This window comes from Acidovorax temperans (genome assembly GCF_006716905.1).
GTDB lineage: Bacteria > Pseudomonadota > Gammaproteobacteria > Burkholderiales > Burkholderiaceae_C > Acidovorax > Acidovorax temperans.
This window is the reverse complement of the sequence record NZ_VFPV01000004.1, coordinates 387,491-406,135: the sequence shown is the minus strand read 5'-3', so window position 1 is coordinate 406,135 and position 18,645 is coordinate 387,491. Positions and strand designations below refer to the sequence as shown.

Annotated in this window: 18 protein-coding genes and 1 pseudogene; 10 read left to right on the top strand and 9 right to left on the bottom strand. The window is 61.5% G+C overall.

Translation table 11 applies throughout. The features are described 5' to 3' along the window. Positions 1-36: 36 nt before the first annotated feature. On the bottom strand, positions 37-759 hold the full coding sequence (locus tag BDD18_RS20500; RefSeq protein ID WP_142085563.1) for a maleate cis-trans isomerase family protein: 723 nt from the start codon (positions 757-759) through the stop codon (positions 37-39). 222 nt (positions 760-981) lie between these two features. Between BDD18_RS20500 and hydA the strand changes: the two genes are divergently transcribed. The 7 genes from hydA to BDD18_RS20465 all read left to right on the top strand — a co-directional run bounded on the left by hydA (position 982) and on the right by BDD18_RS20465 (position 8,618). Further along, positions 982-2,394 carry a dihydropyrimidinase gene (hydA, locus tag BDD18_RS20495; protein WP_142085561.1) on the top strand — a complete coding sequence of 471 codons (1,413 nt, stop codon included), beginning with the start codon at positions 982-984 and terminating at the stop codon, positions 2,392-2,394. Positions 2,395-2,459: 65 nt separating this feature from the next. After that, complete coding sequence (locus BDD18_RS20490) at positions 2,460-3,521, top strand: TRAP transporter substrate-binding protein (protein ID WP_142085559.1); 1,062 nt, start codon at positions 2,460-2,462, stop codon at positions 3,519-3,521. A 64-nt stretch (positions 3,522-3,585) separates the two neighbouring features. Further along, the gene (locus tag BDD18_RS20485; protein ID WP_142085557.1) at positions 3,586-4,206 is read left to right on the top strand and encodes a TRAP transporter small permease subunit; all 621 of its coding nucleotides are present in this window, start codon (positions 3,586-3,588) and stop codon (positions 4,204-4,206) included. Then, on the top strand, positions 4,203-5,495 hold the full coding sequence (locus BDD18_RS20480) for a TRAP transporter large permease (RefSeq protein WP_142085555.1): 1,293 nt from the start codon (positions 4,203-4,205) through the stop codon (positions 5,493-5,495). Before BDD18_RS20485 ends, BDD18_RS20480 begins: the two co-directional genes overlap by 4 nt. Further along, positions 5,474-6,907 (top strand): amidase, encoded by a 1,434-nt coding sequence (locus BDD18_RS20475; protein ID WP_244939172.1) that lies wholly within the window; start codon positions 5,474-5,476, stop codon positions 6,905-6,907. The genes BDD18_RS20480 and BDD18_RS20475 overlap by 22 nt, the downstream gene beginning before the upstream one ends. Beyond that, the gene (locus BDD18_RS20470) at positions 6,904-7,839 is read left to right on the top strand and encodes a polysaccharide deacetylase family protein (RefSeq protein WP_211360850.1); all 936 of its coding nucleotides are present in this window, start codon (positions 6,904-6,906) and stop codon (positions 7,837-7,839) included. Before BDD18_RS20475 ends, BDD18_RS20470 begins: the two co-directional genes overlap by 4 nt. After that, positions 7,836-8,618: a fumarylacetoacetate hydrolase family protein gene (locus tag BDD18_RS20465; RefSeq protein ID WP_142085553.1), complete on the top strand. Its 783-nt coding sequence runs from the start codon at positions 7,836-7,838 to the stop codon at positions 8,616-8,618. Before BDD18_RS20470 ends, BDD18_RS20465 begins: the two co-directional genes overlap by 4 nt. A gap of 154 nt (positions 8,619-8,772) precedes the next feature. Here BDD18_RS20465 and BDD18_RS20460 read toward each other — a convergent pair whose 3' ends face one another. Both BDD18_RS20460 and BDD18_RS20455 read right to left on the bottom strand, forming a co-directional pair. Further along, a complete protein-coding gene (locus BDD18_RS20460) occupies positions 8,773-9,879 on the bottom strand; it encodes an IS5 family transposase (protein WP_142085551.1) in 1,107 nt (368 codons plus the stop codon). A 227-nt stretch (positions 9,880-10,106) separates the two neighbouring features. After that, positions 10,107-10,388, bottom strand: a pseudogene (locus BDD18_RS20455) (IS30 family transposase); the annotation flags it as partial. Between the two features lie 60 nt (positions 10,389-10,448). Here BDD18_RS20455 and BDD18_RS20450 point away from each other — a divergent pair. The 3 genes from BDD18_RS20450 to BDD18_RS20440 all read left to right on the top strand — a co-directional run bounded on the left by BDD18_RS20450 (position 10,449) and on the right by BDD18_RS20440 (position 11,429). After that, positions 10,449-10,772, top strand: a complete 324-nt coding sequence (locus BDD18_RS20450; protein WP_244939171.1) for a YlcI/YnfO family protein — start codon at positions 10,449-10,451, stop codon at positions 10,770-10,772. Then, positions 10,769-11,086 carry a type II toxin-antitoxin system RelE/ParE family toxin gene (locus BDD18_RS20445; RefSeq protein ID WP_142085548.1) on the top strand — a complete coding sequence of 106 codons (318 nt, stop codon included), beginning with the start codon at positions 10,769-10,771 and terminating at the stop codon, positions 11,084-11,086. Before BDD18_RS20450 ends, BDD18_RS20445 begins: the two co-directional genes overlap by 4 nt. Before the next feature lie 136 nt (positions 11,087-11,222). Further along, on the top strand, positions 11,223-11,429 hold the full coding sequence (locus BDD18_RS20440) for a type II toxin-antitoxin system HicB family antitoxin (RefSeq protein WP_142085546.1): 207 nt from the start codon (positions 11,223-11,225) through the stop codon (positions 11,427-11,429). A gap of 24 nt (positions 11,430-11,453) precedes the next feature. Here BDD18_RS20440 and BDD18_RS20435 read toward each other — a convergent pair whose 3' ends face one another. The 6 genes from BDD18_RS20435 to BDD18_RS20410 form a co-directional block, all read right to left on the bottom strand. Continuing rightward, on the bottom strand, positions 11,454-11,672 hold the full coding sequence (locus BDD18_RS20435) for a transposase (RefSeq protein ID WP_142085544.1): 219 nt from the start codon (positions 11,670-11,672) through the stop codon (positions 11,454-11,456). Between the two features lie 262 nt (positions 11,673-11,934). After that, the gene (locus tag BDD18_RS20430) at positions 11,935-13,437 is read right to left on the bottom strand and encodes a M81 family metallopeptidase (protein WP_142085542.1); all 1,503 of its coding nucleotides are present in this window, start codon (positions 13,435-13,437) and stop codon (positions 11,935-11,937) included. A 56-nt stretch (positions 13,438-13,493) separates the two neighbouring features. Continuing rightward, positions 13,494-15,179: an ABC transporter ATP-binding protein gene (locus tag BDD18_RS20425; protein WP_142085540.1), complete on the bottom strand. Its 1,686-nt coding sequence runs from the start codon at positions 15,177-15,179 to the stop codon at positions 13,494-13,496. Positions 15,180-15,218: 39 nt separating this feature from the next. Continuing rightward, the gene (locus tag BDD18_RS20420) at positions 15,219-16,118 is read right to left on the bottom strand and encodes an ABC transporter permease (protein ID WP_142085538.1); all 900 of its coding nucleotides are present in this window, start codon (positions 16,116-16,118) and stop codon (positions 15,219-15,221) included. An 11-nt stretch (positions 16,119-16,129) separates the two neighbouring features. After that, on the bottom strand, positions 16,130-17,071 hold the full coding sequence (locus BDD18_RS20415) for an ABC transporter permease (protein WP_142085536.1): 942 nt from the start codon (positions 17,069-17,071) through the stop codon (positions 16,130-16,132). Between the two features lie 33 nt (positions 17,072-17,104). Then, positions 17,105-18,622 carry an ABC transporter substrate-binding protein gene (locus BDD18_RS20410; protein WP_420837344.1) on the bottom strand — a complete coding sequence of 506 codons (1,518 nt, stop codon included), beginning with the start codon at positions 18,620-18,622 and terminating at the stop codon, positions 17,105-17,107. Positions 18,623-18,645: the final 23 nt, after the last annotated feature.

The following is an 18,645-nucleotide window of genomic DNA, read 5'->3' as shown; positions in this document are numbered from 1 at the left end:
ATCCCTTCGTCGACAAGCCCATGCCGGTGGGCGCACTCACCAGCCATACAACCTCCCCCAGCCCTGTACCTGTGCGGGTGAGCGGCCGGCCGCTCTCAACATGCCCCATACGGTGGTGCTCACCGTGTCTAGCAAGATGATGCCACTTCGGGACTCAAAGCCTGGCGCCAGCCGCGCGGCGTGCAAGTTGGTGCAATAGGTGGCTACGGCCTGAGGCTGGGCGAGCGCCACTTCGTCGAGCATGGCGTCGATATTGGCTTCAGGCACCAGACCGAAATCGTGGTTCACGCAAATGCCCAGGTGGCGCTCGGCCACCACCTCCACGCCGATGGCGGCGTAATGGGCCACGATGCGCTGTTGCACGTCACTGGTGTAAGGCGACACCAGGGCCAGGCGGCGGATGTCTTGCAGCGCGATGAGCTCATTGAGCGCCAGCACGGCGGTGGTGGCGTTGATCCCGGTGCGTTCGCGGATGCGCTCCACCAGTCGCTGGTCGCGCTCAAAGCCCATCCAGCCGGCGGCGGTACCGCTCCAGCCGATCACATCCACCTTCGCGTCGGCCAACAGCTCGGCCGCCGCCAGGATGGGACTGTCATCGAACTGGTTCAGTGCCTGCTCCCTGAGCGAGATTTCAGTGACCCTGAAGCGCGAGAAATGAGCGCTAACGCCCGGTAGGCTGGCCACGATGGCGCTGGTCAGCGGCTCCAGCGCGGTGTTGGAAGAGGGCGTCAGCACGCCCAGGCGAACGGTGGGGCTCATAGAGTTCTTGATTGTTGACGGATATTGTTGACTGCAAATCTACATATTGTCGGCATAAGTGTTTCCATCATTATCGAAAAATGAGGCGAAAGATGACATATCCAATTACAAGCATATGTCGTGCCTGATGTTGACCTGGCATGCAGATTGCATTTCAACACCTATGCAAACAGTAATGCACCATTTTGTAGACACAGACGTCAACGCAGAAGGCGGCCAACCATGAGCGGTCCTTTCGATCTTGTACTGCGCAACGCCCGGGTGGCCACCGCCAGCGACTGTTTTAACGCCGACATCGGCATCCAGGCCGGTCGCATCATCCAAATTGGTGCATCGTTACCCAAAGGCGTGCACGAGATCGACGCCGCTGGTCGGGTGGTAACCCCAGGCGGCGTGGATGCCCACTGCCACCTGGACCAACCGATGGCCCCTCCGGTTCGCATGGCCGACGACTTTGACACCGGCACCCGCTCGGCAGCGTGCGGTGGCACCACCACGGTGATTCCGTTTGCGGCGCAGGAAAAAGGCCAGTCGCTACGCGCGGCGGTGGACGACTACCACCGCCGCGCCGCTGGCAAGGCCCATGTCGACTACGCCTTCCATCTGATCGTGAGCGACCCCACGCCCGAGGTACTGCAGCACGAATTGCCCGCGCTGATTGCCGAGGGCTACACCTCGTTCAAAATCTACATGACTTACGACGATCTCAAGCTCGACGACGGTCAGATCCTCGACGTCCTGTCGGTGGCGCGCGCGCACGGTGCGATGGCCATGATCCACGCCGAGAACGCCGACTGTATCGAGTGGCTGACCAAGCGACTGGAGGCCGCCGGCCGCACAGCGCCACGTTTTCACGCGCTGTCGCGTCCCATGCTGGTGGAGCGTGAGGCCACGCACCGCGCCATCTCGCTGGCCGAGTTGGTTGACGTGCCCATCCTGATTGTGCACGTGTCGGGGCGCGAAGCGGTGGAGCAGATTCGCTGGGCGCGGGCGCAGGGCCTGCAGATTTACGCGGAGACCTGCCCCCAATACCTGTTCCTGACTGCCGAGGACCTGGGCCTGGACGACGGCTACCACGGCGCACGCTGCGTGTGCAGCCCGCCGCCGCGCGACCGCTCCAACCAGGAGGTGATATGGAACGGGCTGCGCGACGGCCTGTTCACCGTGTTCTCGTCCGACCACGCGCCCTTCAACTATGACGGCACGGAGGGCAAGAAGCCGGGAGGCGCAGAACAACCGTTTCGCCACATTCCCAACGGCATTCCTGGGCTTGAAACCCGTATGGCCTTGCTGTATTCCGAAGGCGTGCTGGGCGGTCGGATCACGCTGGAAAAATTTGTTGAACTCACCGCCACCCACCCCGCCAAGGCCTACGGCCTGCACCCGCGCAAAGGCACGATCGCAGTGGGAGCCGATGCCGACCTGGTGATCTGGGACGAAGGCGAACGCGTCATCCGCAATGCCGACCTGCACCACGCGGTCGACCACACACCCTACGAGGGCCGCCGGCTACGCGCCTGGCCCGCCGTCACCCTGATTGGCGGCGACGTGGTATGGGATGGCCAATTTCATCCCCGCCCAGGTCAAGGCCGATTTCAAGCATGCGGCGCACCCAGCCTGTGGCCGCGCCGCTGAACTCAAGTGTTTTCTTCTATCCCATTGTCCTTCTGTCTTTGTTCCATTCCCCAAGGAATTTCACCATGAGCATCACCCGCACCCTCTCTCGCTGCCTGCTGCCGTTGGCTTCTGCCGCCACACTGTTGTTGGGCACTGCCGCCCAAGCGCAGGAACGCATCACGTTCAAGGTGATCGGTCAGCCCGCAGCCACCGGCATGCTGCAGAAAAACAAGGAGAAGCCCTTCTTTGACGAATTCGCCAAGCGCACCGGCTTGCCCATTGACGCCGACTACAAAGCCATCGACCAGCTCGGCATCAAAGACACCGAACAACTGCGGGTGATGAAGGCTGGCTTGTTCGACATCGTCTCGCTGCGGGTGTCACAAAACTCGCGCGACGAACCTACGCTGCTGGGCCTGGATCTGGTAGGCGCGGCGCCCAACTACGAAACCGCGCGCAAGGTGTACGAGGCTTATTTCGACACCCTGGACCAGCGCCTGCAAAAGCAGTTCCAGGTCAAGCTGTTGGGCGCCTGGCCGTTTGGGCCGCAGATCCTGTTCTGCAAAAAACCCATCAGCAAGCTGGCCGACCTCAAGGGCATGAAGGTGCGGGTGTACGACCAGAACCTGGCCAAATTCATCGAGACCGTGGGTGGCGTGCCGGTGCCGTTGTCGTTCACCGAAGTGCACCAGTCGCTGTCGCTGGGCGTGGTCGATTGCGCCATTACCGGCCCCAGCTCCGCCAACAGCTCGGGCTGGCCTGAAGTTACCACCCACCAGTACCCCATCGGCTTTCAGATGGCGGTCAACGGCTACGCCATCACCCTGAAAGCGTGGAACCGCCTGAGCACCGACCAGAAAGCCAAGATGCAGACTGCATTCAAGGCACTGACCGACGACATCTGGGTCTATTCCGAACAACTTACCAAAGATGCGATGAACTGCAACACCGGCAAGGAACCATGCACTACCGGCAAGAAGTACAACCTGGTGGACGTGCAGGTGCAGCCGGCTGACCTGGCCACCCTGCGCAATGCGGTGGCCAGCATCTCGGTGCCTACCTGGGCCGAGATCTGCGACAAGTCCAACCCCGGCTGCTCGGCCGCCTGGAAGACGACCGTTGGCAAGGTCGTGGGTATTAAGTGAGTACTTGGGGCGTGCAGACCCGAATCGGGGCGCTCTCTGCAAAAAAATTAGACCGGAGGTCCTCATGAAAGACACCCTCGAACGTTGGCTGGGCACTGTGTTTGGCCTGGTCTTTGTGGCCCTGTCGCTGCTGGTGGCGGTGGAAACAGCAATGCGCAAGCTGTTCAACATTTCGCTGCAGGGCGCCGATGAACTGGGCGGCTATGCCCTGGCCGTGGGCGCCACCATCGCCTTCAGCCTCGCCCTGCTCGGGCGCAACCACATCCGGGTGGACGTGTTTCATGAACACTTGCCGCGACGGCTGCAAACCGTGTTGAACTGGCTGTCGGCGGTGTCGATGGCCAGTTTTGCGGCGCTGATGGCCTGGCTCGCCTGGTACGTGATCCAGGATTCGCGCGCCTACCAAAGCGTGTCGCAAACCCCTTGGGCTACGCCATTGGTCTACCCCCAAACCGTCTGGCTGATCGGGCTGATCCTCTTTGGCGCTCTGGCCGTTGGTATTGCCGCCGTGGCCACCTGGCAACTTCTGAGCGGGCGCAGCGATGCGCTCAACACCATGCTGCACCCGCGCTCCACCCGCGAAGAGATCAAGGAAGAGCTGGACGACCTTCAGCAGCGCGGCACCGCGGCCGACACCTTGCCGACCTCCAACCACGCTCCATCTATCCAAGCAGGTGCCGCATGAATCTCACATTTGTTGCCATAGGCTTTTTTGCCATGCTGGGCATGATGCTGATCGGCCTGCCAATCGCTACTTCGATGGCGATGGTGGGGATTGTTGGCGGACTGTTCGCATACGGCGCCCCCTTTATCAACTCCATCGCCCCGGTAGTCTGGGGCGTGCACAACGACAACATGCTCACCTCCATTCCACTGTTTGTGTTGATGGGCGAGTTGCTGCTGCGCTCGGGCATTGCCGACCGCATGTTTGGCGCCCTGGCCGCATGGCTGGGTCGCTTGCCAGGTGGTCTGCTGCACACCAACGTGGGCTGTAGCGCGCTGTTTGCCGCCACCTCTGGTTCGTCGGTGGCCACGGCCGCCACAGTAGGCACTGTGGCCCTGCCTTCGCTGCACAAGCGCGGCTACTCGATGCAGATGTCACTGGGCTCCATCGCAGCTGGCGGCACACTGGGTATTCTGATCCCGCCGTCGGTCAACATGATCGTCTACGGCTCACTGACCGACACCTCGATCGGCAAGCTGTTCATCGCCGGCATCGTGCCAGGCCTGCTGTTGACGGGGCTGTTCATGGCCTTCATCATGGCGCATGCGCTGCTGACCGGTGAAGGCCGGCGCGAGGCCAAGGTGCCGCTGAACGAGCGACTGCGCCTGCTCAAGGACCTGGTGCCGCCAGGTGTGGTGTTCCTGATCGTGATGGGCAGCCTCTACAGCGGCATTGCCACCACCACCGAATCGGCCGCGCTGGGCGTAGTGGCGTCGCTGGCTTTTGCGTGGCACAGCCGCAAGCTGAGTTGGGCGCTGCTGCAGAACTGCTTTGTGCAAACCGCCAAAACCAGCGGCATGATCTTGCTCATTATCACGGCCGCATTCATCCTCAACCTGGCGGTCAGCCTGACCGGCGTGGCTGAAATGATGACGCAGTGGGTCACCTCGTTCGGCTTGTCCGGCACCCAGATGCTGTTCATCCTGATCCTGTTCTACCTGTTGCTGGGCATGTTTATGGACGTTTTGTCCATGATGGTAGCCACTATTCCCATCACCTTCCCCATCGTGGTGGCGCTGGGCATCGACCCAGTGTGGTTCGGCATCTTCATCGTGCTGATGTGTGAACTCGGGTTGATCACACCGCCGGTGGGAATGAACCTGTTTGTAGTGCAAGGCATTCGCCCGGACGGGGGATCGATCCGCGACGCCATCGTGGGAGCCCTGCCGTACGTGTTCATCCTGCTGGGCTTCACCATCCTGCTGATCGCCTTTCCTGCCATCGTCACGTGGCTGCCGGGGCAGATGTGAGAGCCGTTGAACGCCCTCTGCTGTGGCAGTGGCCAGCCACCGAGCTGGCCACGGCCTACTGCAGCGGCCGACTCAGCCCGGTGGATGTGCTGCGTGCCTGTCTGACGCGCATCGATCAGGTGCAACCCACCCTCAACGCCTTCGTGGCCATGCGAGATGTGGTGTGGGCCGAGGCCGAGGCCAGCACCGAGCGATACCGCAGCGGGCAGCCGCTGTCGCCATTGGACGGCGTGCCGATCTCGGTCAAGGACAACCTGTGCATGGCGGACCTGCCCACCGTCTGGGGCAGCCCGGCGCTGCGCGCCTACCCACCTGCCGCCGGCGACGAGTGGCCGGTAGCACGGCTGCGAGCCAGTGGCGCACTGATCGTGGGCAAGACGAATGTGCCCGAGTTCACCCTGGAAGGCTACACCGACAACCCGGTGTTCGGGCCGACACGCAACCCATGGAACACGGCGCTCACGCCCGGCGGCTCCAGCGGCGGCGCGGTGGCGAGTGTGGCGGCTGGCTGCACGCCGCTGGCCCTGGGCACCGATGGCGGCGGCTCCATCCGCCGGCCGGCCTCGCACTGTGGGCTGGTGGGCTTCAAGCCTTCCGTTGGTGCCATTGCCCGGGGTCACGGTCTGCCCAGCTTGTTGCTCGACTTTGAGGTGGTTGGTCCGATGGGGCGTACCGTATCGGATGTACGCCTGTTGTTCGAGGCCCTGCGTGGCCCCGACCCGCGCGATCGCACCTCGCTGGCCTGCGCCACCTTGGCCGGAGCACCCGCAACGCCGCGGGCACTGCGGGTGCTGTATGTGCCCACACTGGCGGACGCCCCGGTCGACCCGAGCATCGCCCGGTCCTGTGAGGCCGCCGCGTTGGGTTTGCGCGCGCTGGGCCACACGGTAGACATCGGCACGCTGGACCTGGACATCGCGGCCTTGACCGCCCAGTGGCCGCAGGTCGGGCAAATCGGGTTGGCCGCGCTGTTCACGCAGCACCCCGAGTGGCGCAGTTCCGCGTCGGCCAAGTACCAGGCCATGGCCGACCAGGGCGCGGCGCTGGGCGCGCCCGCGTTGTGGCAACTGCTGGACAAGGTGGAGCGGCTGCGCCGCGACTGTGCCGCGTTGTTCCAGCGCTTCGACATCATCACCATTCCAGCGGCCGCAGCACTGCCTTGGTCCGCACAAGAGGCATTTCCGCCAGTGATCGATGGCCACCCCGTGGGGCCGCGCGGCCACGCCGTATTCACTGGCTGGGTGAATGCGGCCGGGCTGCCGGCGGTGTCAGTGCCCACCGCACCCACTCCGAACGGAATGCCGATCGGTCTGCAACTGATTGGCCCCTACGGGGCAGACGATGTGGTGCTGACGCTGGCCCAGGCCTACGAGGCTCACAACCCCTGGTCTGACCGCTGGCCGCCGCTGTGAACACCAACACCCCCATCCTCACTGCCCGCCGTTTCCAACGCCGCCCAGCGCTGCCGCCCGACTGGCGCTGGCCCGGTGGCGCCGGACTCGCGCTGTCATTTGTGCTCAACATCGAGGAGGGCGCCGAACACGCCATCACTTCAGGTGACGACCACAACGAGGGCGTCCACGAAGTGGTCAACGTCCTGCACGGCGTACCCGACTTCTGCATGGAAACCCACTTTGAGTACGGCGCGCGCTGTGGTTACGACCGCGTGATCCAGCGCTTTGCACAGCGGCGCTGGCCATTGACATTGAACGTGTGTGGCCGCGCACTGGAGCACACTGCCTGGGTAGCCGACGACGCGCTGACCCATGGTCACGAACTGTGCGGCCACGGCTGGCGCTGGGAGTCACCCGCCCATATGGACGAGGCAACCGAGCGCGCGCAGATCGAACGCACCGTGGCCACCATCACCCGGCTATGGGGCCGCGCCCCTGCGGGCTGGCACTGCAAGTCCTCGAGGTCGGTGCACACCCGCTGCTTGTTGCAGGACCTCGGTTTTAGCTACGACAGCGACGACTACGGCGACGACCTGCCTTACACCCTGCCTCGCAAGAACGGTGGTCGGCATGTGGTGCTGCCCTACGCCTTCGATACCAACGACATGCGCTTTTTTGACCGCTCCAGCTTCGTGCAGGCGCGAGATTTTGCCGATTACGTGATCGCAGCCATCGATACGCTGCTGGCCGAAAGTGCTCCGGGCACGGGCAACGCACGCATGCTGACCGTGGGCCTACATACCCGCATCATCGGCCGGCCGGCCCGCATTGGCGGGCTGGACGCGGTGATGAATCATGTCGCACGGCACCAGCCCCACATCTGGGTGGCCCGGCGCGAAGACATTGCGCGCCACTGGCTGGCGCATGACCCCCAAGAAGCAATAACATGACCCTTACCCTTACACCTTCTTCAGAATCCGCCGCACAGGCCGTGGCCAGGGCCCTGATTCAGGCCCGACGCAGCGGGCAGGTGGTCGACGCAGCCGGCGTTACCGTGCACGATGCCGCCCAGGCCTACCGCGTTCAAGCTCTGGTGGCTCAAGCCCTTGGCTGGTACGACGGCACACCGTCGCGATATTGGAAATCCGGTGGACCTGGGCGCGAAGCCACGCTAACCCACGCGCCCTTGCCCACTGCCGGTGTGTGGGAGAGCCCTGCCGATGCTCGCACCTGGCCATTTCATTGGCGCGGAATCGAAGCCGAAATCGCCTTGCGACTGGGCCAGTCGGTGAACGCATCGATGGCGCTGCGGCTTGAGCCCGCATCGGCGACAGCGCTGATCGACATGATGGCTGTCTGCATCGAGATCGTCGATTCACGCTGGGAGCAGGGGTGGGAGGCACCAGCCTTGCACAAGCTGGCCGACTTGCAGTCGCACGGCGCGCTGGTGCTGGGTGACTGGCAACCCATACGCGCGGTTGATTGGGCCAGCCAGCGATGCGAGCTGCAAATCGGAACGCAACGACTGTTGTTCACCGGCACCCATCCGCTGGGTGACCCGACCTGGCTGCTGCCCCATTGGCTGCGCCACGCCACGCGCGAAGGCATAGTGCTGCCGGCAGGCACGGTGGTCACCACCGGCACCTGGTGTGGCCTACCGTTGGCACAAAAGGGCGATGCCGTGCGCGCCGTCTTTGAAGGCATTGGTGAGGCGCAGGTTCAGCTCTGAGCCCCACTAACAGGCTGCTGAAATACTCCCGTGGGTCCGAACCTGCTCAGCGGCGGCAAGCGCATTTTTCGCAGCAGCTTTCCGTATGCTGGAAGTCAGCCCGAAAACCTGCGTGTTTTCAGCCGTACAGCACGGGTTTCTGATCCTTTTCCCTTTACACCTGCCCCTGCAGACGGATTTGCCCCAAGCTGCGCAGTCGCGTGAGGTTGTAGCCCGCCATCGTCAGCACAAACAGCTGATCAACCTTCTTGATCCCGCGCACCAGCACCTGGCGCATGTGCCCCACCGTCTTGGCCCAGCCAAAGCCTTGTTCGATCAGCTTTCTCTTTTGCTGGGAGATGGCGTAGCCTTCGCTGCCCGCGATCCTGTCAGGCACCGCCGATTGACGCCCTGATTTGTTCTGCGCCACATGGGGCAGCACGTTCATCTCTTGCAGCGCGTCGATGAACTCCCTGGCGTCGTAACCCTTGTCTGCGCCCAGCGTGATCGTGATGGGGTCATCGCCGGGCAGTGCCTGTCGCGCATCGTTGATCATGGCCTTGGCCGCTTCGCGCTCTGCATATCCGTCGGCCTGTGTGACCACGGCGCTGACCACCAGCCCGTGGCGGTTGTCGGTGAGTGTGTGGCCCATGAAGCGCAACTCACTGGCCGTCTTGCCCTTGCGGTACAGCCTTGCATCCGCGTCCGTTGTGGACTCGTGGGTGTCGTTGCTGCGCTTTTGGTCTTTGAAGTTCCCCGCGTCGGTATCGTCGTCGCCCTGGCGGTCTTTGCGCACAAAACTCTTGTGGCCCGCCCAGGCATGGATCAGGGTGCCATCCACGCTGAAGTGCTCGCCCGAGAGCAGTTCCTGCTCCTGGGCTTGTTGCACGATCTGATTGAAGAACTCGATGACCGCATCGTGCTCGATCAGACGTTCGCGGTTCTTGCTGAAGACGGTGGGCACCCAAACGGCATCGTCCATGGCCAGGCCAATGAACCAGCGAAACAGAAGGTTGTACTGGGTCTGCTCCATGAGCTGGCGCTCCGAGCGCACGCTGTAGAGCACCTGGATGAGCATGGCGCGCAGCAGCTTCTCGGGGGCAATGCTGGGACGCCCGCCTTTGATGTCAGCCGCATACATCTGACCAAACAGGTTGTCCATGTTCGCCAGGGCCTTGTTGACCATGATGCGGATCACCCGCAGGGGGTGATCAAGGGGCACGAAGTCATCGAGATGGCGCATCGTGAACAGGCTCTCGGTGAAGGTGTCGGCTCCGCGCATGGATGGCTCGTCTATCTGGTCAGTGGGGGGCTTGATTGTCGCGGCTGGGCGGCTGTCGCGGACTGTCGGTGGGGAGTATTTCAGCAGCCTGCTAAGGCTACGCTTATATGGGCGCCTCCCAGATTGCAAGAACTCGTTTGTGTGAAGATTCAGGAGGCAGGGCTGCAGTCTTATATCCGGCCTGTTATGCAGGGCGGATGCAAAAGTGAAGTGCAGCACCCTGGATTTCAGTGAATGAGAGTGGAGTGCCGCGGGCTATTCACAAGCAGTTCGCGGTAGACCGCCAGCGGTGATCGTACTCCCAGCCCTTTCCTTGGTCGGTTGTTGATTTCATCGGCAATGGCATCGAGTTGCTCCTGGCTGTAGATGCTCAGATCCGTCCCCTTGGGCAGGTACTGGCGCACCAGGCTATTCATGTTCTCGTTGGAGCCTCTTTGCCAGGGGCTGTGCGGATCGCAGAAGTACACGGCAATCCCCGTTTGCTCACTGAGCTTCTTGTGCATGGCCAACCCACTGTCCTAGTCTTTCCCTCGGGCCGGTGTCCGTCTTCTTTGAAAAGGAAGCGGAAAATGCAAATTGACTATGTATCGCAAGCGCGATACAGTCAGATCATGAAAGCAGCAACAATCCCACCAATTCGCATCGAGTCAGCATTTCGCCAAGAGATCGAGCAAGCGCTTGGCGATGGCGAAACCATGGCTTCGTTGGTCGAAAGTGCGGTAAGAACAGAGGTGTCTCGTCGCCGCGATCAAACCGAGTTCGTGCGTCGTGGCTTGGCTTCAATTGCGCGGTCTGAGGCGGAAGGCGACTGGATTCCAGCTGAGACCGTTTTGGCCAAACTTGAGGCAAAGGTTGCTGCTGCGCGAAAGCGGCAAGGGGGTCTTAGCAAGTGAAGTATCAGATCGTTTTCAGCCGCGAGGCCGAAGAGGATCTTGAAAGATTGTTTGATTTCGCTTTTGAGCGAGAACTAAACAGTCCAACTGGTGATCTTGATAATCCAACTAATGCGATTGAGGCAATACGACAGGCGTGCCAATTTTTGGCCATTAGCCCGTTTAGTTGCCGCAAAGCAGATGATGGGCCATTTGTACGAGAGTTGATTGTGCCTTTTGGTGCAGCCGGATATGTCGTGCTGTTTGAAATCAAGGCTGCTGGTCGAGTCCATATCGGCGCCATTCGGCACCAGAGAGAAAGCGACTACCACTGAGTAGTCAACCACTAACCCAGACGGGCACCTGTTGCCCGCTTGGGCCGGTGTCCGTCTTCTTTCAAAAAGGAAACGGGAAATGCACACATCAACACACGGAGTGACAGGTTCTTTGCTGGTGAGTATCCTTCCAAGCATGAACTTCAACGCAGTCATTGAACGTGATCTTGAAACGGGCTTGCTCGTGGGTAGAGTTCCTGGCATACCGGGGGCGCATACTCAGGGCGAGACGATTGAAGAGGTCCGCGCTAACCTTGCGGAAGTGATCGAGCTTTTGCAATCGCAGGGTGCCTTGGAGCCAGAAAGCGAGTTCATCGCAACCACTTCATTGATGGTGGCTTGACGATGGGAGCTGGAATCCCGGTTCTCACCGCAGCCCAAGTCGAACGAATCTTGCTGGCACTTGGATTTGATTGCAGATCCGGCAAGGGAGCACGTTGGCATTCATGCCATGTTCACGCGCCGTGGCGGCAATCGATGCGCCGGGCTGCTGGCACGCGGCGATCAGTTCAGCCTTGAATTGCGCGCTGTAGGCCCGGCGCGTGCGGGGGACACAGGAGCGCGAATGGGGAATCTCTTGAGACATGGTGTGCACGATGGTTTGCGTGGACACGATGGTGCTTGCAATTGCTCATTCGGGGTAGATGGGGTGGCCGGACGGATACCGCGCCGCAGCCAGCGCACTCGATTGATCAATCGTTCCATCGTCTCCACGATCTCCTTCGTGGAAGCGATCCTCGATTACCGCCCTCAATTCAATATGGGTTCACCGAACTGATACGCTCCGACGCCATGCAAAAGGCGAGATCAAGGGAGCATGTGAATCCAAGTCTTCCTTAACTGGGTCATCACACTTCCGCAGGCTCAAATACCTTCCCGCAAGGATCAATGCGAATCCCCCGCGCGAGCTTGGTCCATGGCAGGTTCTCCAAAACCATAGGCATGGACCCAGGCGCTGCGGCGACGATGATCTCGCGGCCGATGGGCGTGTAGTCCGCACGAAAATGCACTGCGCTCTTCACAATAAGAATGTCCTGCGCTGTGGGCTCGATGCCGACGAAGCGAAACATGGCCTGGTCTGCCATCTGTACCTTCTGGGATGCCACGACGATGCGCACGCCATCGATGCGCAGGCAGGCGGAAAGTCCCAGATACAGCTTGAATCCTCGGTAATATGGACCGGTCGCATTGACGTGTCCATCCGAGAGCTTTTCGACCACGAACTCTGATTCGAAGGGGGTGTCGTCCACAATGCCGGACTTGCCGCCCAGCGCGAGTCGCACGCGATTGCCCTCGCCTGCTTGATGCGCCTTGGCAGCGGAGTCCGCGTCGACGATCAGGCCGATGGCTGCATTGACGGCCTTGCAGGCGACCAGCGCGCGCAGCATGCCGGTGGAGTCCGAGTTGCTGCCGGCGCCGGGGTTGTCCTGCGCATCCGCAATGATCGTGGGTTTGCCACTGCCTGCATAGGATTGGGCGTAGCGCACAGCCTCTTCTGGATCGAAGAGCTTACCCGCAAAACGTGATTCGGCGTCTAGCGCGGCCTGAGCGACCGGCGTGAGCAACGCTTCGGCCTCGGCCCTAGTGTCCGCGTAAGCCCAGAGCACGGGCGAGCATTCCAGAAAATCCGCTGCAGGGAAACCTGTGGCAAACGACAGATGGGTATCTGGAGTTTCCGTCTGCTCCATTTGACGATACAGGCTGCGGGCCGGTTCGATGTCGGTGCATTGCCAGCAGATGGGCACCAGATAAGGCAGGCGCTTAAACGCCAGCGCGGGCCGGTGACCGGTCTTCAGACGGCGTGTCAGTAGCTCGTAGGCACGCACGCCGGTATCGAACATGTCGACGTGCGGATAGGTTCTATAGGCAACCAGAATGTCCGCGCATTCAAGCATCTGCGTGGTAACGTTGGCATGCAGGTCGAGACTCGCAACCACAGCCACTTTGTCACCCACAAGAGCACGCACTCGGCGCAGCAATTCGCCTTCGCCATCGTCGAAATGCTGTGCCACCATGGCACCGTGCAGATCGAGGTAGACGGCATCCACCGGCAAGGCCGCTTCGATGCCGCTCAGAATCATCTGCGCGATACGTTCATAGGTCTCGCGCTCGACATGAGCGGACGGACTGGCTGCGCACCAAGTGGTGGGGACCACTTCGTCACCGGCTGCGAGGGCTTTTTCGACAAAGCCTGCCGCCGGGATGTTGGAGCCGCGAATAGCGTCCCAGAGCTTGTCGCCGGAGACCATTCCGGGCCAACCGCCGCCTGCCTGGAAAGCGGCCCAGTCCGCCAGATCCGGAGCAAAGGTGTTGGTCTCGTGCTGGAAACCGCCGTACACAATTTTCGCCATGGTGTCCTCTCTGTTTGGAAAAATGGAGCGTCACAAATGCTGTGACATCAACGAAATCAACCTGCCAGCGCCGCCTGTTCAGACCCAAACGCGCGGAAGTTCTGAAAATCCCAATGTCGACCGGGTGCCGCGTCGATCAGGGCTTGCGTGTAGGCATGCTCGGGCTTGCCCAGCACCTGCTGCACGGCTCCCGACTCGACGATGCGCCCGCTCTTCATCACGATGATGGAGTCGCAGATCTGTGCGGCCACACGCAGGTCATGCGTGATGAACAGCACGCCCACTCCCACCCGCGAACGCACCTCTTCGAGCAAGCCCAGCACCTGCGCCTGCACCGACACATCCAGTGCGGATACTGCTTCGTCGGCCACCAACACATCCGGCTCCATCACCAGTGCGCGGGCGATGCAGATGCGCTGGCGCTGTCCGCCCGAAAACTGGTGCGGATAACGATCAAGTGCCTGCCTTGGCAAACCTACCATGTCCATTGCCTGCCGGGCTTTTTCCAGCGCTTCTTCGCGTGGCATGCCATAGTTGACGAGCCCTTCGATCACCGAATCGCCAATGCGGCGGCGTGGATTCAGGCTGCGATACGGGTCCTGAAAAACAATCTGGATACGCTTGCGAAGTGGCAGCAAGGCACGGCGTCCGAGCGTAGTGATGTCGTCGCCCTTGAGGCGAATTTCGCCGGAGCTCGGATCGATGAGTCGCACGATGCAACGCGCCACCGTCGATTTGCCGGACCCCGACTCGCCCACGATGCCGAGAATCTCACCGCGTCGCAGGGTCAGCGCCACATCGTTGGCGGCATGCACCATTTCCGGTTTGCGCAGAAAGCCCTTGGCCTTGGGATAGAGCTTTTCCAGCGCTTTCACTTCCAACACCGCGTCGGACTGCGGCTGCGCACGGGAGTGCGGCACCAGGCTGGGCACGGACGACACCAGCATGCGGGTGTATTCCTGCTCTGGAGCGGCCAGAATCTGATCGCGCGAGCCCGTTTCGACCACCTTGCCCTTGTTCATGACCAGAATGCGATCCGCAATCTCGGCCACTACGCCGAAGTCGTGCGTGATGAAGATCACCGCTGTGCCATGCTTATGCTGCAGCTCGCTGATCAGCGCCAGAATCTGCTTTTGCGTGGTCACATCAAGGGCCGTTGTCGGCTCGTCGGCGACCAGCAAACGCGGCTTCAGAATCAGGGCCATCGCGATCACGATGCGCTGGCGCTGCCCACCCGACAGCTGATGCGGGAACGACTCGTAGATGCGCTGGATGTCCGGCAGATGCACCGCCTCCAGCATCTCCAGCACCCTTGCTCGGCGCTGCGCCGGGCTCAGGTTGGTGTGCAGTTTGAGCACTTCCTCGATCTGCTTGCCCACGCGATGCACGGGGTTCAGCGCCGTCATCGGCTCCTGAAATACCATGGCCAACTGCGACGCACGCAACGCGCGCATCTGTCCTGAGTTGAGCTGTAGAAGATTCCTGCCGTCCAGATCGATCGCGCCCGATGACACCTGCAGGCTGTCGGCCGGGAGCAGACCCATGATGGCAAGCGATGTCAGCGACTTGCCGGATCCAGACTCGCCCACGATGCACAGTGTCTCGCCCGCGCGCACCTGAAGATTCAGGCCCTTCACCAGCAGCTTGGGCTGTCCGGTCCCGTCCGTGCTGCCCTTGAGCTGAATGTTCAGATCCTTGACGGAAAGAACCACCTTACTTGCCGTTTGCTCTTGCGTATTCATTGCCTTATCCCCTGAACTGAACCTGAACCTTGAACGAAGTCACATGCGTTTGGCCATGCGCGGATCCAGCGAATCGCGCAAGGCATCGCCAAGCAGGTTCACGCTCAGCACAGTCAGAGAAAGCAGCACGCCGGGATACAGCACCAAGCCGGGGAAGAGCTGGAAGTAGGAGCGCCCCTCCGCCATGATGTTGCCCCAGGACGATGTTTCCGGCGGCACGCCAGCGCCCAGAAAACTCAGAATGGCTTCGGTCAGAATGGCCGACGCGAAGATGTAGGTGCACTGCACGATCAACGGTGCGATGGTGTTGGGCACGAGGTGGCGCATCATCAGCGTGGGCAGCGGCGTGCCCAGTGTCTGCGCGGCCTCCACATAGGATTCGTTGCGCACGCTCAGAATCACGCCACGCACCAGACGCACCACGCGCGGCACCTCGGGAACCGTGATGGCGATGAGCACCGTGAGCAGACTGGAGCCCGACAGCGACACCAGCGCAATCGCGAGCAGAATGCCGGGAATCGCCATCAGCCCGTCCATGACGCGCATGACGATGGCATCGACCCAGCGGAAATATCCGGCCAGCACCCCCACGAACAAGCCGACGACCAGACTGAAGGCGGCCACTCCCAAGCCCACCAGCAACGACACCCGTGCGCCATACAGAATGCGTGTGTAAACGTCGCGACCGAAAGCATCGGTCCCAAGCCAATGCTCGGCCGTGATGGGTTTGAGACGCTGGGCCGGATTGATCGCGGTGGGATCGATGGAACTGAGCAGCGGCGCACAGATGGCAACCAGCACCAGACCGATCAACACCACCAGCGACAGCATCACTGGCCAACTCTTGAGCGTGGCGATGAGATGCGCGCGCGTCGGAGAAGCGCTCGAATCGGCCGTAGATTCAGGTGCCGCAGCAGGAGACAAAGAAACTTGGGACATGCTGAAGCACCTCAATAACGAATCCGTGGATCGAAGATGGTGTACGACACGTCCACCAGCAGATTGATCAGCACATAGACCAAAGCAAACAGCAGGATCAGGCCCTGGATGACGGGGTAGTCGCGCGCCAGCACGGCCTCTACCACCAAGCGACCGAGCCCGGGAAGATTGAAGACCGACTCGGTCACCACCACGCCGCCGATCAGCATGGCAACGCCCACGCCGATGATGGTGACAATGGGCACCGCCGCATTGCGCAGCGCATGGCCCAGCAGCACCGCGCGTTCACTCAGCCCTTTGGCCCTTGCCGTGCGGATGAAGTCCTCGTTCATCACCTCGATCACGCTGGTTCGGGTGATACGGGCGATGAGCGCGATGTAGACCGTACTCAACGCCAATGTTGGCAAGGTAATGGACCGCAGAAACGGCAGGATGCCCTCTTCCAGCGGCTTGTAGCCCTGCACCGGGAACCAGCCGAGCCCCAGCGAGAACATCAGGATTAGCACATAGCCCGTGACGAACACTGGGATGGAAAACCCCAGCACCGAGGCGGCCATCACCATGCGATCGAGCAGCTTGCCCTGACGCCAGGCGGCCAGCACACCGAGCGGGATGGCTACCACGATCGCCACGATGATGGTGCTGATGCACAGCGCAATCGACGGACCCATGCGCTGGCTGATCATCTCCATCACCGGTGTTCCCGACAGCAGTGACGTGCCGAAATCCCCTTGCAGCATATGCCCGACCCATTGAATGAACTGCAGATAGATCGGCTGATCAAGGCCCAGATTCTTGCGAATCGCATCGAGCTGCTCGGGCGTGGCGGAGTCGCCCGCCAGGATCGCGGCTGGATCTCCGGGGGTGAGCCGGAGGATGGCGAAAACAACGGCTGCCACCACAGCCATCACTGGCAGCGCGGCTGCCATACGTTTCAGTATGAACGCGAACATGACGGTTGACTCTCTTCGTTGCCTGAGACCTAATTACTTCTTCTGGATGTTCCAGAACACCGGCACGGGCGACTCCAGCGCACCGCTCAGGCTCTTGCGATAAGCGGCGGGCACGTAGTACTGGCCCATGGGGAGCAACACGCCTTCATCGATCACCAGCTTCTGGATCTGGCCAGCAAACTCCTTGCGTTTGGCTTCGTCGGGAGTGCGCGAAAACGCCACGCGCAGACGCTCGATCTCCGGCACGTCAGGCCAACCGAACCATGCCCCCTTGCCGTTCGCAGCAACACCGAATGCGCGCAGTGGATCGGACGCTTCGGCCATCACGTTGTTGGTGGCGAAGATGTTCCAACCGCCCTCCTTCACCGGAGCCTGCACGGCGCGGCGCGTCACTACCGTCTGCCAGTCCATGGCCTGCATCTCTACCTTGAAGCCGGCCGCGCGCAGCGCCTGACCGATCACCACCGGCTGAGAGTTCACCGAAGGCGTGTCGGTAGGCTGCAGAATCACGACCGGAGTGCCGTCATATCCAGCCTCCTTGAGCAGCTCCTGCGCCTTCTTAGGGTTGGCCTTGATGGTGACATCCGCGCCCTCCTGGCTGGCATAGGGGCCTTCGCAGCCGAACACCGCTGCACAGGTCTTGTAGTACTTGGGATTGCCGACCACCGCCTGCAGCACCGGCTCCTGCCCCACCGCATACATGGCGGCCTGGCGGATCTTCTTGTTGTTGAACGGCGCGTGCAGGAAATTCATGCGCATCACGGTCTGGTAGCCCTGAGGGTCCAGCACCTTGATGATGATGTCCTTGTTCGCGCTGACGATGGGCTCCAGATCGAAAGGCACCTGCTCGAGATAGTCCACTTCGCCGTTGGCTAGGGCATTCACCGAGGTCATCGCATCCGGTGTGGCAATCCACTTCACGCGATCGACCAGCACCTTCTTACCGCCAGCCAGTCCGCTTGCGGGCTCTGCGCGCGGCACGTAGTCCGTGTTCTTTTCGTAGACCACCTGCACGCCAGGCTTGAACTCGGCCATGACCATCTTGAACGGACCGGAGCCAATGTACTGCGTGATCGCCTGTGTTGGCGGCGTGTCCGCAATACGCTTGGGCATCATGAACGGCGCCACGCCACTGGGCTTGGCCAGCGCACGCACGGCGAGATCACTGGGCTCCTTCATCGATATCTGGAACGTGGACGCATCCACCACTTTCATGCCCGTCATTTCGCTGGTGAGCAACTGGCCCATCTTGTCCTGCGTGGCCCAGCGCTTAATCGATGCGACACAATCCTCGGCAGTCACAGCAGCGCCGTCATGCCACTTCAAGCCATCGCGCAGCTTGAAGGTGTAGGTGCGGCCATCATCAGAAGCCTTCCAGTCCTGCACCATCTGGGGGCGGATTTTGTTGTCCTTGTCGGTGGCGAGCAAGGTGTCATAGATCATATAACCGTGATTGCGCGTGATGTGCGCCGTGGTGATGATCGGGTCCAGCACGCGCAGGGGCGAGTGCATCACCGCATTGATCGTGGTCTTGGTCTGTGCCACGGACATCAGTCCGCAGGTCACCAACGACA

Bases quoted from the DNA above. Each gene is read 5' to 3' on its own strand.
- BDD18_RS20500 (WP_142085563.1), bottom strand. From the start codon at position 759: ATGAGCCCCACCGTTCGCCTGGGCGTGCTGACGCCCTCTTCCAACACC.
- hydA (WP_142085561.1), top strand. From the start codon at position 982: ATGAGCGGTCCTTTCGATCTTGTACTGCGCAACGCCCGGGTGGCCACC.
- BDD18_RS20490 (WP_142085559.1), top strand. From the start codon at position 2,460: ATGAGCATCACCCGCACCCTCTCTCGCTGCCTGCTGCCGTTGGCTTCT.
- BDD18_RS20485 (WP_142085557.1), top strand. From the start codon at position 3,586: ATGAAAGACACCCTCGAACGTTGGCTGGGCACTGTGTTTGGCCTGGTC.
- BDD18_RS20480 (WP_142085555.1), top strand. From the start codon at position 4,203: ATGAATCTCACATTTGTTGCCATAGGCTTTTTTGCCATGCTGGGCATG.
- BDD18_RS20465 (WP_142085553.1), top strand. From the start codon at position 7,836: ATGACCCTTACCCTTACACCTTCTTCAGAATCCGCCGCACAGGCCGTG.
- BDD18_RS20460 (WP_142085551.1), bottom strand. From the start codon at position 9,879: ATGCGCGGAGCCGACACCTTCACCGAGAGCCTGTTCACGATGCGCCAT.
- BDD18_RS20450 (WP_244939171.1), top strand. From the start codon at position 10,449: ATGCAAATTGACTATGTATCGCAAGCGCGATACAGTCAGATCATGAAA.
- BDD18_RS20440 (WP_142085546.1), top strand. From the start codon at position 11,223: ATGAACTTCAACGCAGTCATTGAACGTGATCTTGAAACGGGCTTGCTC.
- BDD18_RS20435 (WP_142085544.1), bottom strand. From the start codon at position 11,672: ATGTCTCAAGAGATTCCCCATTCGCGCTCCTGTGTCCCCCGCACGCGC.
- BDD18_RS20430 (WP_142085542.1), bottom strand. From the start codon at position 13,437: ATGGCGAAAATTGTGTACGGCGGTTTCCAGCACGAGACCAACACCTTT.
- BDD18_RS20425 (WP_142085540.1), bottom strand. From the start codon at position 15,179: ATGAATACGCAAGAGCAAACGGCAAGTAAGGTGGTTCTTTCCGTCAAG.
- BDD18_RS20420 (WP_142085538.1), bottom strand. From the start codon at position 16,118: ATGTCCCAAGTTTCTTTGTCTCCTGCTGCGGCACCTGAATCTACGGCC.
- BDD18_RS20415 (WP_142085536.1), bottom strand. From the start codon at position 17,071: ATGTTCGCGTTCATACTGAAACGTATGGCAGCCGCGCTGCCAGTGATG.
- BDD18_RS20410 (WP_420837344.1), bottom strand. From the start codon at position 18,622: ATGTCCGTGGCACAGACCAAGACCACGATCAATGCGGTGATGCACTCG.